This window comes from Enterovibrio norvegicus FF-33, from assembly GCF_000286835.2.
GTDB classification, from domain to species: domain Bacteria; phylum Pseudomonadota; class Gammaproteobacteria; order Enterobacterales; family Vibrionaceae; genus Enterovibrio; species Enterovibrio norvegicus_A.
Map to the genome: position 1 here is coordinate 518,503 of NZ_AJYD02000038.1, position 13,002 is coordinate 531,504.

At 46.7% G+C, this 13,002-nt stretch carries 9 protein-coding genes; 7 read left to right on the forward strand and 2 right to left on the reverse strand.

Features of this window, described 5'->3' with window-relative positions; all coding sequences use genetic code 11:
• The first annotated feature begins 112 nt into the window (after window positions 1–112).
• The 7 genes from A1OO_RS10595 to A1OO_RS10625 all read left to right on the forward strand — a co-directional run bounded on the left by A1OO_RS10595 (window position 113) and on the right by A1OO_RS10625 (window position 8,763).
• Window positions 113–1,180, forward strand: coding sequence for an FUSC family protein (locus A1OO_RS10595; protein ID WP_017003000.1), 1,068 nt, complete (start codon window positions 113–115; stop codon window positions 1,178–1,180).
• A gap of 151 nt (window positions 1,181–1,331) precedes the next feature.
• Window positions 1,332–1,898, forward strand: coding sequence for a hypothetical protein (locus tag A1OO_RS10600; protein WP_026023811.1), 567 nt, complete (start codon window positions 1,332–1,334; stop codon window positions 1,896–1,898).
• A 426-nt stretch (window positions 1,899–2,324) separates the two neighbouring features.
• Window positions 2,325–4,907, forward strand: a complete 2,583-nt coding sequence (locus A1OO_RS10605) for a family 20 glycosylhydrolase (protein ID WP_017003002.1) — start codon at window positions 2,325–2,327, stop codon at window positions 4,905–4,907.
• 301 nt (window positions 4,908–5,208) lie between these two features.
• Complete coding sequence (locus A1OO_RS10610; RefSeq protein ID WP_017003003.1) at window positions 5,209–7,197, forward strand: type VI secretion system Vgr family protein; 1,989 nt, start codon at window positions 5,209–5,211, stop codon at window positions 7,195–7,197.
• A complete protein-coding gene (locus A1OO_RS10615) occupies window positions 7,197–7,772 on the forward strand; it encodes a DUF6931 family protein (protein WP_017003004.1) in 576 nt (191 codons plus the stop codon). Before A1OO_RS10610 ends, A1OO_RS10615 begins: the two co-directional genes overlap by 1 nt.
• Window positions 7,769–8,068, forward strand: a complete 300-nt coding sequence (locus A1OO_RS10620) for a PAAR domain-containing protein (protein ID WP_017003005.1) — start codon at window positions 7,769–7,771, stop codon at window positions 8,066–8,068. The genes A1OO_RS10615 and A1OO_RS10620 overlap by 4 nt, the downstream gene beginning before the upstream one ends.
• A 74-nt stretch (window positions 8,069–8,142) precedes the next feature.
• On the forward strand, window positions 8,143–8,763 hold the full coding sequence (locus A1OO_RS10625; protein ID WP_017003006.1) for a LysE family translocator: 621 nt from the start codon (window positions 8,143–8,145) through the stop codon (window positions 8,761–8,763).
• Between the two features lie 66 nt (window positions 8,764–8,829).
• Here the strand turns inward: A1OO_RS10625 and A1OO_RS10630 are convergent, their stop codons facing one another.
• Together A1OO_RS10630 and tssM are read right to left on the reverse strand one after the other, a co-directional pair.
• Window positions 8,830–9,540: a protein kinase domain-containing protein gene (locus A1OO_RS10630; RefSeq protein WP_017003007.1), complete on the reverse strand. Its 711-nt coding sequence runs from the start codon at window positions 9,538–9,540 to the stop codon at window positions 8,830–8,832.
• Window positions 9,540–13,001, reverse strand: coding sequence for a type VI secretion system membrane subunit TssM (tssM, locus tag A1OO_RS10635; RefSeq protein WP_017003008.1), 3,462 nt, complete (start codon window positions 12,999–13,001; stop codon window positions 9,540–9,542). Before tssM ends, A1OO_RS10630 begins: the two co-directional genes overlap by 1 nt.
• Window position 13,002: the final 1 nt, after the last annotated feature.

Genomic DNA, 13,002 nt, shown 5'->3' on the forward strand with positions numbered 1-13,002 from the left:
ACTGCACGCGAGAGTGGCTAGATCTCCATGGCTTTCGGCCGATTTCACCTGTAACCCTTGTTGGCTTTTTGTTTGTCGCACTTTTCGTCATACGCGCCATGACTCGTTATATATGCTTAAAGCACTAAAAACCAAGCTTGGCGCTACCATGACGCAATACCCCACCTTTACCCTGCAACACGCCCGTCTGCTCTACATGGTCAGAGTCACCATTGTGATGGGTTTCATTTTACTCATCGTCCGAGCTTTCGATGTGCCCTACGGCTATTGGGCGTTAATCACCGCAGTGACCATATTGGGAGCCATTCCCTTTGTGGGTGGTGTACTTTCCAAAGCAAAACAACGCGTATTAGGGACGATTGCTGGAGGTATGGCTGGTCTCGCATTGTTTCTTATCCCCCCGCAATATCACTGGATACATCATTTCGCGTTTTTCGCTTTGCTGATAGGTGCTATGTATTTCACACAGGAACGTTACGCCTATGCTGCATTGATGGCTGCCGTTACCATCGTCATCGTTGCAGGTGGTGGTCCTGCCGATTTTGAAGCGGCAGGCTGGCGGATCATGAATGTGCTGTGGGCTGGCGTCGTGGCTGTTTTGGTTAGCTTGTATATCTTCCCTTCAAGAGCCACAGATCAATTCATTTTCTTACTCGAAACATTCCTTCAAGAGTTTAACCGTTACTACACCCAACACATTGAAGACGCGAAACAAGGCAGTTTTGAACCTTCGCATGCCGACAAACTCAACGAGCTTGTAGATATACAACAAAGCATACTGCCTCACGCACTCAAAGAATCTGGTATTAACAAGAATGTTCTCAATTCTATATTGCTGATTGAAAAGCGGCTCTACGCCGAACTTGAAGCGCTGATCAGCACCCAATGGGATGCCCAACAAGGTAAAGATGAAATCAGCGAAATGGACGGGCTTATCGAAACGCAATATGCGCTCTCCAACCATTTCGAAGACCTCGCCCACCAGATAGTCAATAAAGACGTCACTGCCATGAGCCTTGAACAGATTAGTATCTTGAATCTCTCCTCTGACACCATTGCCGACCCAAAAGGCGATACCCGAGATATCAGTTATTTTGGCTATCTTTGGCTCAATCGAGAAATGGCGAGGCAATTTGTGCAACTGACGGTCGTCACCAAGAAAGTGTTTGCTTATCAATAGTTGTATTGATGCTAGTTTGGATAAGAATGTGCTGAGGGGTGCCCATCATTCCGATAACAGTAGACTTATCGACCTGAACACGTATGATCTCGGGTAACGTTACAAGAAAATAGCCTAACCGGCTGTTTAAAAAGAAGATTTATAATCGATTATGATAAGAGATACGACACTCGCTCCGTACAATAAATGGACCAAACCTTTTGTGTCAGAAGTTGCAGAGGTGATTAACCTACTGAAAGACAACGGATACGATTCAAATCAATTGGTTAGCGTGACGGGTATTCAGCAAAAGAATGTGAATGCATGGACGGCGCGTTATAAAAACGAACCAGACAATGTTTCGACAATTCCTTACCCATGCTGGTGCTTCTTATGTGCGCTCGCTGGAAAGCCGAACATCCAAAGCGATGGTGACGTGATTGAGGTTAACGTGAGAAAGGTCCTTTCTTACTTCAAACCCACGGCTTTCAGACCGAATGACAAATTCGTGTGTCCGACCAGCGAGCAATTCAGCAATCTGATCGATAACGACAATTACGAAGCGCTGACCACAGAAAAGCTCTCAGAGGTTTTTCACTGGAATGCCACTAACTTTGCACACGGTATTTCGCAAGGTTCGTTGCCATTTTTGAATTGGAGCCTGATCGTGATGACCTTGGGCATCGATATTCAGAAAATGATCCTGAAAGATTTACTAGGCCCAGTTTCAATCGACTGATCGAAGATCATCGCATCAAACAATTGAAAAGCTGACAATTTGTCAGCTTTTTTTGATTTGAGCTTTCATAAAAGAAACATGTCATAGCCAGACTGCTCTATATAGTTGCAACGATAACAATGAGCAATTGCTGTTATAAGGGATCTAATAACTAAAAATTTAACTGGCACAATGCTCTTCCAGATTTAAAAACAGGCAGTACCATCTGGGCTGAAAAAACTCCATATTACCCGCTAAGACACATCACTCGAACACACTCATAAATGGCAAAGCAACGATAAAGATCACACTTAATTTGTACGAATAAATTAATGCCTATAAATAAAACAAAAAATCTCCTTCATGACCACAAAACAATACACAATCGAATACTTTTCATACGTTCAGTGATAGTTTTTTTGTTGTTTTTTTTACGGAGTGAAATAAATGAAAAGTGGAGTGTTTAAAAACGCAATCCTAACAACTGCGATATCAATAGCGCTCGCTGCGCCAGCTTTTGCTGTCACATCGCAAGCGTTAACGCAGCTAGGCAACGGCATTGATCTAACCTATTCAGTTATCGACAACACTCAGGATGAATGGCGCACATTTAGATCAGAAATCGCCATCAAGAATGACAGTACAACCGCACTTCCAGCAACTGGATGGTCTTTGTATTTCAGTCATATCCGCATGATCCGTGAGCTTGCCACTGACACAGTCAACGTCACCCACGTTAATGGTGATATTTTTAAACTTGAGCCCACAACAACTTTTAAGGGGCTTGAACCAGGTCAGACGCTGAATATTGAGTTCACAGCTGATGCATGGCAAGTAGCAAAAACCGATGTCATGCCAAACTGGTATCTTGTATCAGAAACTGGCGAGACTGCACTCATCGCGAGTACTTCAAATCAGATAAACGGTGTTGTTCCCGTCAAGCCAAGCGAAGAATTGCCGTTTGTCAGTGAGTTTGATTCTGCAGAGAAATGGAAGCGCTATGGCGGTATCACAGATTACTATGACCCTTTCACCGCCCAAGATCGCTTTAACCGTAACGCCGACCTTAACATCGTTGACAACATTAAGGGGGTTATCCCAACGCCAGCAGAAATCCAAGTGGGAACAACTGACGTTACCATCGATAGCTCTTGGGTTGTCGTATTCAGCAATGGCTATCAAGATCAAGCTGAGTTCATTGCTAACCAATTTGGCCTGACCGCTGTACCTTGGACACCCAATCAATCAAAAATTATTCATGTCGGCTGGGGACAGATCACTATTGATGGCCAATCAAAGTGGGAGGAGGCTTATGACCTCACCGTTCTACCTTCCGCAGAGCGCATTGATATTAAAGCTGCCGACGCTGCTGGCGCTTTGTATGCAGCTCAATCTCTGCTTCAATTGGCAAATGGAAACCTTATCCCCGAAGCAAAAATCACTGATGCACCTCGCTTCGGCTATCGTGGTCTGTCTATTGATGCCGTACGCAATTTCCGTAGCAAAGCGTCTTTGCTCGAATTATTAGATCAGATGTCAGCACTGAAGCTGAATAAATTGCACCTTCGCCTGAGTGATGATGAAGCCTGGCGCATTGAGATCCCTGAGTTGCCAGAGCTTGCGGAGATCGGCTCTAAGCGCTGTCACGATCCAAAAGAAACAAACTGTCTACTACCATTCCTTGGCGCTGGTCCAGAGGGCACAGCCGAGTCGAACGGTTTCTACACTCAGGACGATTACAAAGAAATCTTAAGTGCAGCAAAAGCATTAAACATCGAAGTTATTCCAGAAGTAGATATGCCTGGCCATGCTCATGCAGCCATTAAAGCCATGGAAGCACGCTATGAGAAGTTTGCTGAACAAGGCGATTTGGTAAAAGCCAATGAGTATCTTCTAAGCGATCCAAACGACACAACAGAGTACTTGTCTGTTCAAATGTTTACTGACAATGCAATGAACGTCTGTATGGAACCCACCTATAACTTTGTTGATACCGTTGTGACTTCACTGGTGAAACTGCACCAAGATATTCAGCCCTTGAAAACTTTCCACTTTGGTGGAGACGAAATTGCTGGGGCTTGGAAAGACTCACCAATCTGCCAAGCATTCCTTGCTGATAACAACTATGGTATTTCAACCGTTGATGAACTGAGCCAGCATTTTGTCGAGCGCATCTCAGCCATATCCGCCAACAACAATCTTGATCTTGGTGGCTGGGAAGACGGCTTAATGCACAACAACAAGGTCTACCCTCGTGGCCAAATAGCCAACAAAAAAGTCAGCGGTAATGCTTGGCAAAACATCTGGGAGTGGGGTGTTGCAGACCGCGCGTACAACTTAGCTAACAACGGTTATGGCGTTATCTACAATCAAGCAACGCACTTCTATTTCGACCATCCGTACGAACCAGACCCACAAGAGCGCGGCTATTACTGGGCTCCTCGATTCACTGACACCCGCAAATCCTTTGGCTTTATGCCAGAAGACTTGTATGCGAATGCTGATTTCACCCGTGCAGGTGCACCACTGACCAAGCAAGACGTATTAGACGCCGCAACAGTGAAAACACTGGATAACCCTGAAAATGTGTTAGGGCTGCAAGGTTCTGTATGGACAGAAACTATTCGAACTGAAGCGCAGTTTGAAGGCATGGCGTTTCCACGCACAATTGGTTTAGCCGAACGCGCATGGCACAAAGCATCATGGGAAGCCAACGACGCCTCAGGCAAAATGGTCAATGACGCAGAGCGAAATACTGACTACAACCGTTTCGCTAACCTCGTCGCCAAGAATATCTTGCCGAAACTGGAAGCTGAAGGAATCGCCTTCAACCTGCCCGTACCAGGTGGCATCATTGATGCTGGGATATTGAAAGCGAACAGCCCATTCCCTGGCTTAACTATTGAGTACTCAATAGACAATGGTCAGACATGGCTGATATATGACGAGAAACAAGCGCCGAGTGTTTCGCAAGCGCTGATCCGTTCTGTATCCGATGTTCGAACCAGCCGTATAGCATCAGTTAGATAGCAAACAATAGAAAGTATCCTCAGATATTTTCTCCGTTATCGTTCACCAGCCCCTCGGCTCTCGTCGAGGGGTTTTTTATTTACTCTGGATTTAACAATAAAAACAAAACACTAAGCGACCGAAATGTATTCCCCCAGTGAAACTTGCAAAATAGTTTGATTCGACCCGCAAACAGTCACCCAATTAAAGGCGCATTGCATCAGCTAGCATAAGATTAAGCGTTAACAACAAACAACGGCACGCATTCCTTTAGGGAATCAACAGTGCTTATAGCGATTGCTGAATTTTAGGGAAAAAATCTATGCCAACCGCTTTTCAGGCCAACGCTCGCCCCATTACCGCAACTATTGACGGGAAAGGTCCCCACATTGTGACGAACCTTTCTATGCATGCAGAAATCTCAAATCACTGCACGCTCAACGCATCCGTTGTTTGTGAAGATCTCATCGCCGATAAAGCGCTTGGGAAAATACTTAAGTTCGATATCAAAAACTCACAAGATGACAACACGTTGCTAGGGCTGATTACCACGATTTCTCTACAAGGATACAGCGAAGAGAAAGAGCTTTATTACTACACCTTAGAAGCAAAAGATCCCTTTTCGCTGTTGATCTATCGTCAAAATCGCAAAATATTCCAGAATATGACGAGCAAGCAGATTATTGAAGACGTGCTGGATGAAGCTGGGATAAAAAGTAACGCGAAAGTGTCCGTCTCGGGATCGGGTACTACCCATGAATATTGCACACAAGCAGACGAAACCGACCTAGCTTTTGTCAAACGCATAATGAGCTTTGAAGGTTGGCATTATCATTTTGAACACTCGAGCAGCAAACCTATCGTAGTAGTGGGTGATAGCAATCAAGCATTCCAAGCAATTACAGACAACATATTCACTTATCAAACTCCAAATCCAGACCCATCAAGAGAAGTGACCAGTTGGCTGACAGAAACACGGGTTAACACATCAACTATATCTCTTGGCGATCACAGCGAAACCCTGGCTGAAGCCATTGCGAGCGGTGAGAAGAAAACCTCTAGCGCTGCGTTTGTGTCAGGGCTTAGCCAATACCATTATGGGCAAGGCTTTTCTGACAAAGCCGCCATACGTGATAGCGCAAAACGACAGATGGAGATTCACGATAGCGGGAAAATAATCAGCTTCGCCGAATCCAAAGTCGCAGCCTTGGGCGCGGGCAGTAAATTCAAACTAACGAAGCACCCCATTAATCACTGCAATCAAGAATACGTCGTTATTTCAATTCAAAGTGATTATGCCGGCGCTGCAAGCGGTAGGCCGTTCGAATGCACAAATCGCTTTGAATGCATTCCTTCTGCGACACCATTCCGCCCTGCCTATATCGACAAGCCACGCATACACAGTATTCATACTGCAACGGTCACTGGCCCAAGTAGTGAAGAAATCTACAAAGATAAATCGGGGCAAGTGAAGGTTCAGTTTCACTGGGACACTGAAGGCAAGAACGATGAAAACACCTCTTGTTGGCTGCCCGTGGTTCAGGGTGCTGCGAGTAATGGCTTTGGTATGCAGTTCATTCCCCGCATTGGTGATGAAGTGCTTATCAGCTATATCGAAGGTGACCCAGACAGACCCGTGGTATCCGGGTCAATTTATAACACCAAGAATATTCCGCCCTACTCCGCTGCGACACAAAGCGGCATCAAAACCCGTTCAACGCCAAAAGGCAGCAGCAAGAACGGCAACGAATTACGATTCGAAGACAAGAAAGACAAGGAAGAAGTGTTCCTGCATGCAGAACGTGATTTTATGGTCGAAGTGCTGAATGACAGCACGCGTACCGTGACAGGAAAAGAGGCACTCACGGTCGAGAAAACCATCGACATCAGCAGCAAAGAAGCCTTCACCGCAAAAACCGACGACAAATATACAGCCAGCAGCAAAGCAGACATGGCATTGTCGTCAGACAAGAACGTAAAGGTCGATGCAGGCAGCAACACTGAAATCTCAGCCACATCAAAAGTATCCGTTGATGGACAAACTATCGAAATAAGCGGCAAGACCAAGATTTCTCTATCAGTGGGTGCATGCAAGTTAGAAATCAGCAACAGCGGTATCAAGCTCGATGCGCCACAAATAAGTATCAATGGCAGCGGGAAAGCAGAGCTAAAAGGGGCAATGGTGACAGTTGAAGGGTCTGGTAAAGCCGATATTAAAGGCGCAATGGTCAGCATTAATGGTAGCGCCATGGCAGAGGTCAAAGGCGGAGCCATGGTCCAAATTCAAGGCGCAATTACGAAGGTGAACTGATGAGTTTTGTAAAGATCCCCCACCCGTTCGCACAAAACATTCTGTGCCAATACGAACCGCAAGATGGCATCAAGCCACTCATTGAACCTGGCATGACCCCTGAGCAATTATTGAATCGCGCCTTGCAAGAGGGCTTGAATGCCGATGCCGTTATCTTCCTCGCCCACGGCTTACCCGTTCGCGAGGCCGTGTGGTGGGCTTGCTGCTGTGCAGGTACACGCCAAGATTGGGATGAGGCGCAACTTGATGCCATTCGCGCAGCCAAAGCCTGGGTGCATACGCCAGATGAAACCAGCCGTCGCTATGCAGAGTCCACAGCGAATGCCGCTACGCTACAAAATGGCGCCGGCTGGGTCGCCCAAGCGGTATTTTGGAGCGGTGGGAGCATGACAGGCCCAACGGACCCTGTTGTTCCACCGCCTGAGTATTTGTACGCACAAGCCGTCGCAGGTTCTATTAATCTCACCGCAATTTTGCCAGACGGTGCAGAAGCAGACCCGCGATACAAACTGTTTATCGAAATGGGTTTAGACATTGCCAACGGCGGCAATGGAAACATAGGTAACGCAGCATGACATTACCTGCAGCCCGTGCTGGCGACATGCATGTTTGCCCAATGCAAACCCCAGCCGTACCGCCAATCCCGCATGTTGGAGGGCCAATATTGCCGCTCCCTTGTACGGTACTTATTGCTAACATGCCCGCCGCAACTGTCGGGCAAATGTGTACCTGTGTCGGGCCACCAGACACCATCACTAAAGGCAGCGCGACGGTATTATTTGGTAACCTTCCTGCCGCAAGAATGGGAGACATGACAGCGCATGGCGGCACGATCGTTGTAGGTATTCCCACCGTCTTGATCGGTGGTTAAGTAATACGCATAATCAGAGCATTGATTCTGGGTCATGCAAATCTCTTCTCATTTGGTTAGTTCAAGGAAGAACCATGTCGTTATTTTCTGGCTTCGCGCTGTTTCTCGCCCTGCTCCTATCTGTGATCATTCCCGGACCAAGCGTGATGGCGGTGGTTTCACGATCACTTTCCTTTGGCATGAAACAAGGCTTCATGGTTGTTCTCGGGGTGCTTGTAGCGGACTACATCTTCATTTGTCTGGCGCTATCGGGGTTGTCAGCGGTGGCGACCGCCATGGGCGAGTTTTCAGTGTTTCTTAAATACGCAGGCGCGACTTACTTGATTTGGCTGGCTTACAAAAGCTGGACATCACCGACGTCTGACAGTGACCTCACCGCACAAAAAGCATCGAAAGCCAAAGGGACTTCCAGCTTTGCCATGGGCTTGGTGACCACCCTTTCAAACCCAAAGGCTATCTTGTTTTACATGGGTTTCTTTCCTGCTTTCATTGATGTTCAAACCCTTTCTGGCGCTGGCATTTTAGCCGTTTTGATTCTCTCAACGATTGCCGTTGGCGGCGTATTGAGTGGCTATGCCATCTTGGGTGACAAAGCCACTCGCATCTTCAATGGCAAGAAAGCCAAAGCACGCATCAACAAAGTGTCAGGTGGCATTTTGGCCGCTTGTGGCGTTGCTCTAGCCATCAAAATATAAACAAGCTGACTCAAACGATAAGAACGAAAAAGCCGAGGATCATCTCTCGGCTTTGGGTCACTATCACTATGGCTGCTTTCTCAGCCATTCCATGGTCTTATCAATTCGTTGTCTAGCGATCTCTGACAAATCTGCCTTGTCCATTTGTCTTAGCCAGCGGATCAACGAATACCAATCGTCTGAGGCTGCGACAACCCCCTGCCCTTGGGCTTGAGCTTCTGAAGAGAAGCCTTTGCTCATATGCCAAGCACTCAGATTTTTGCGCGACAAGCCAATGGGCATTGCCGCGCCAAAATCAATCAGACACACACGGTTGTCTATTTGGTTCCAAAGCACATTAGATGGCTTGATATCACCATGAATCCAGCCAGCCTGATGACAATGGCACAAAGCTTTTAATATACCAGGCAACAAGAGGGTGAAGATTTCAGCCTGATAGGGATTCATATCAATCAATGGCACCATGTCAGGGTAGTATTCCAGTGCAATGCAACGGGGTGTGGGATAAAGCGCTAGCGCTTTCTGAATCCCTTCTCCCTTGCATGCTGATAGCGCTTCCCATTCACGCTCTAAGCTGGATTTCTCGGAGCCTAATGGTGCTCGACGCAACACAACCGTGTCACCCGTTTCAATCTCTGTCGCCAAGTAAGCGTTCGGCACAGGTTTCGAACTGAGTTGCTCCGTCAGTGTGAATTTTCTGTCTAACACCGTCCCCACCTGCCAGCTTTCCTGCATAGCAAGGGTTTCCGCTAACAACTTAAGATGGTCAGGTGTCATCAAAGCCTCCTCGGCAAATCGAACTGTGTAAACAAGCCTTTATCGAGCACCACCACACTGTCTTGCAACGTGTAATCAAGCACGATTTTGTGTGTGTCTAACTCATAGTTAAGTTTGTTGATTCGACGATCACTACTTGAACTGGTCGCTCCATCGAAAATCGCTCTGAACAAGGCCCATTCGCCTGAATAGGAGCGAGTCGCCAAGCGATTCTCACCTTGGTAAAAGCTAGTACTCAAATAGCCATCAATCCCCATCGACGGCCAAGAGACATGACTCCATACTCTAGGGCCATGACGATAACTGAATACATTCTCTACTTCGCGGATCTGGAATTCGGTCACGTTGGTGCTCATAGAACTTGGACGCAATGACACTTGCAGTGCCAGTTCTTGCCCAGCAGAACCAAAGAACAACTCACTAATCGTTTTGGCTTTCTTAATCTGGTCGCGGCTAGTTGCCGAAATGGGCATGGCTTGGCCATCAATTTGTCTCAGCTTCAATAAGCCGTTATCCCAATAAACAAATGGCGCGAGCATTTGGTCAATGAAGTTATCTAGTTTGCCTTGAGGCTTAAAGAAACGAGAAAAATCATCTATCGCCACTTCTCCACGCCCTTGCAACGCGAACGGGAATCGCCCAGCGACAGTTGCAGCGTAGTATTGATAAACCTGCTCATCCCACTGCTTGTTTAAGTACCCCGCACTTGAATAGATAACCTGCTGCCAAGATTGACGTTCAATAGATTTCACCCAACTCGCAACTTGTGCTGGCGCATTACTCGATTGGCGACCAAATAACACCAAGGCGTCTTGGCTACCTTGCGCATGGGCAATAGCGTAATCCATCATCACCTTACTCGGTTCAGGGCTAGTCAGCGCTGCATCAAAATAAGCGTTCAAGCTGTCAAACTGTGCAATTAACGCATCCACAGGCAATGGGCTTTTGGCATCGCCTTGCCCTTTTAAAAATGCACTGTAGCTGGCAAAAGTTTCGTTCACTACATAAGACGGTCGAAGCTTTAGCAACTTATCACCGGCAACGCCGCCGACTTTATCTGCCGTCTTAGCGACTTTCGCCACTTTACCGAGCTTGAGGATTTTCGCACCTTGCTGAAGCGCCGCGGTATCACCTGTCTCTTGTTTTGCCAACGTTGTATTAATGACAATGGCGTCCAATAAGTCGAGTAACGGTCCGTTCGATGGTTCTCTTGAAAGACGAAGTGAATAGCTCAAGTCATTGGTCGACGTGAATTTTCTCACGTCAATGTTGCTCAGAATGTCTTGCCAGCGATATATGTAGTCTGAAAAGTAGAGGCGTTGGATCTGTTTGCTGAGCGCCGTCATTTCGGGAATTGATACTGGCGACAAATCACCTTGAATCGCTCGAAACTCTTCGTATTGTTGTTTTAGTACTGGCGAATTAGCGGAAAGATCAAGGTTGTCATACCCCTGTTTCGTGAATATTTCAGGCATGACATAACCATGAAAACCGTCAGAGAAGGTAAACAGAACGTCGAACTTGTCCCCTAGCTGGCGTCGAACATCCACTTGCGCGCGATAAGCAGGCAAGCTTTTTAGTCGGGCATAGATCAAGCGCTCAGGTGAGAGTCCATCAAGGTTACTTGAAGCAACAGAGATGAGTTCATTGTTTGGCGTAAGAGCATGCTCATACTGACTTTCGAATAAATCATCGAGTAACATTGAAAGCGATTTTACATCACTCATGGAGGCTTCACCTTGATCCTCCAAGTTCTCAAGCAAGTACGAAATCAACGCATCTTTATCCAACTGTTGTTGATTAAAGAGCATTTTGTAGTAACGCAAAATTTCAAAAATACGAGTGGGATTTCCCAAACTCACATACACATAAAGCTCATTGCTGATAAGTTCTTCAACACGAGGCAGCAAGAACAAATGCAATTGTTCCGTGTAAGTGTTGTACACCATGTTTGCCGTTTCTTGCTGCTGAACACTCACTTGATTGTACCAGGGACGAGGGGCGACGCCCTCTTTCACTACACCACGTAGTTCACTCATAACTGAAATCGTATCAATGATGGTGTGCGATTCTTTGGCTAGCCGTTCAATATCACTTTGATAAAGGCCCAGTTGGATCAAAGCTTTGCTACGCCACGCCTCGTCATTGTCCCAATTTTCTTTCATTGCTGCCGACACGCCGCCAATGACCAGAAACGCGACCGCTACCATCGCAGTTCTCGACATCAAATAGCGCGTCTGACGAAGCAGATTCATCGCAGTGATCTTGCGCTCTGGTAACAGCACATCAGAGAACAAGCGACCCGCAAAATAGCCTCGCCTTCCTGGTAATTGATCGCGGCGTACCAAAGCATTAAATTCCGCGCGCTCGGCGATAACTTGGGTAAGTAAATCCAACTCTTTGCCACTTTGTCCACTCGAAACCAAATAGACACCGCGAACCCATACCGCACTGCGAACACGATTCTCTCGCCCGACTTCCGCCATCAACGTTCTTATTTGATCGAAGAAAATTCGCAGTTGATAAGGCAGCGCGATTACAGAGTCTGTCCGCTCGTTACTGACATTTCGCAGCAGTGTCATTTGCTGCTTAGCCAAGTCTTTAAGCAATTGTTTTACTTTTTCGTCAAACTGGATGCTATCAAATCGGCGCGTGTCATCATTTGATAAGGTAATACCAAACGGGTTGTCGACGTCTCGACCCGAGTAACTTTCAAAGAAAGGAACGAAATCTGCGATCGTATCGGCTTTGGTGAAGGCACTATATACGGGTAGGTCTACACCGAGCATTTCATACAAAGAAAGTACGGCGTCTTGCAAGGTTATAGCGAGGGCCTGTGAGTCTTTCTTGTCAGCTTCTATCAATTGATTGACTTCAACAACAGTGAGAATGCCATTCAAACCTTGTCTTGGACGGTACTTCATCAGCTGTTGTGCCAGCACCTTCCACAATGCTGGGTCAACGCCGTCATGGTCAAAAAGTCGATGTCCAGCTTCAATGACCACCATATGGTCATTGCTCCAGAAACGAAGGTATTGCGTCGCGTCTGTTTCGCTCAATTGGACATCAATCACGGGCTCGAGGTCATTTTGACTAAGCAATGCACTCTTGGCACTATTTTGACGTCCTATCAACAAATACCAAGGCAACGAATACATGCTCGACAGTTTACGGTTACCGTCACCTTTTATCTTGTTAATCGATGCCGTGAAGATTTCTCGAATCGCTTTACTGTCTTGCTCAAGCAAAACCTGTTGTTCATGTTTTTGAATGGATTCTTCCGTTTTCGGCTTAGACAAAAGGCCAAAAGCCAACACCAAGAAAGGCAACACAAAGGCCGCAATTAGGAACGCCATTCGCGCCCAAGAAACGTCGGATTCGGCGGGAACAACCCACCAGCCAAGCCAACATGCTCCCGAAAGAGCCAGTGCGAGCAAAAGGAGTAAGAGTGCCTTTTTCATA

Bases quoted from the DNA above. Each gene is read 5' to 3' on its own strand.
- A1OO_RS10605 (WP_017003002.1), top strand. From the start codon at position 2,325: ATGAAAAGTGGAGTGTTTAAAAACGCAATCCTAACAACTGCGATATCA.
- A1OO_RS10630 (WP_017003007.1), bottom strand. From the start codon at position 9,540: ATGACACCTGACCATCTTAAGTTGTTAGCGGAAACCCTTGCTATGCAG.
- A1OO_RS10615 (WP_017003004.1), top strand. From the start codon at position 7,197: ATGAGTTTTGTAAAGATCCCCCACCCGTTCGCACAAAACATTCTGTGC.
- A1OO_RS10595 (WP_017003000.1), top strand. From the start codon at position 113: ATGCTTAAAGCACTAAAAACCAAGCTTGGCGCTACCATGACGCAATAC.
- A1OO_RS10625 (WP_017003006.1), top strand. From the start codon at position 8,143: ATGTCGTTATTTTCTGGCTTCGCGCTGTTTCTCGCCCTGCTCCTATCT.
- A1OO_RS10610 (WP_017003003.1), top strand. From the start codon at position 5,209: ATGCCAACCGCTTTTCAGGCCAACGCTCGCCCCATTACCGCAACTATT.
- tssM (WP_017003008.1), bottom strand. From the start codon at position 13,001: ATGAAAAAGGCACTCTTACTCCTTTTGCTCGCACTGGCTCTTTCGGGA.
- A1OO_RS10600 (WP_026023811.1), top strand. From the start codon at position 1,332: ATGATAAGAGATACGACACTCGCTCCGTACAATAAATGGACCAAACCT.
- A1OO_RS10620 (WP_017003005.1), top strand. From the start codon at position 7,769: ATGACATTACCTGCAGCCCGTGCTGGCGACATGCATGTTTGCCCAATG.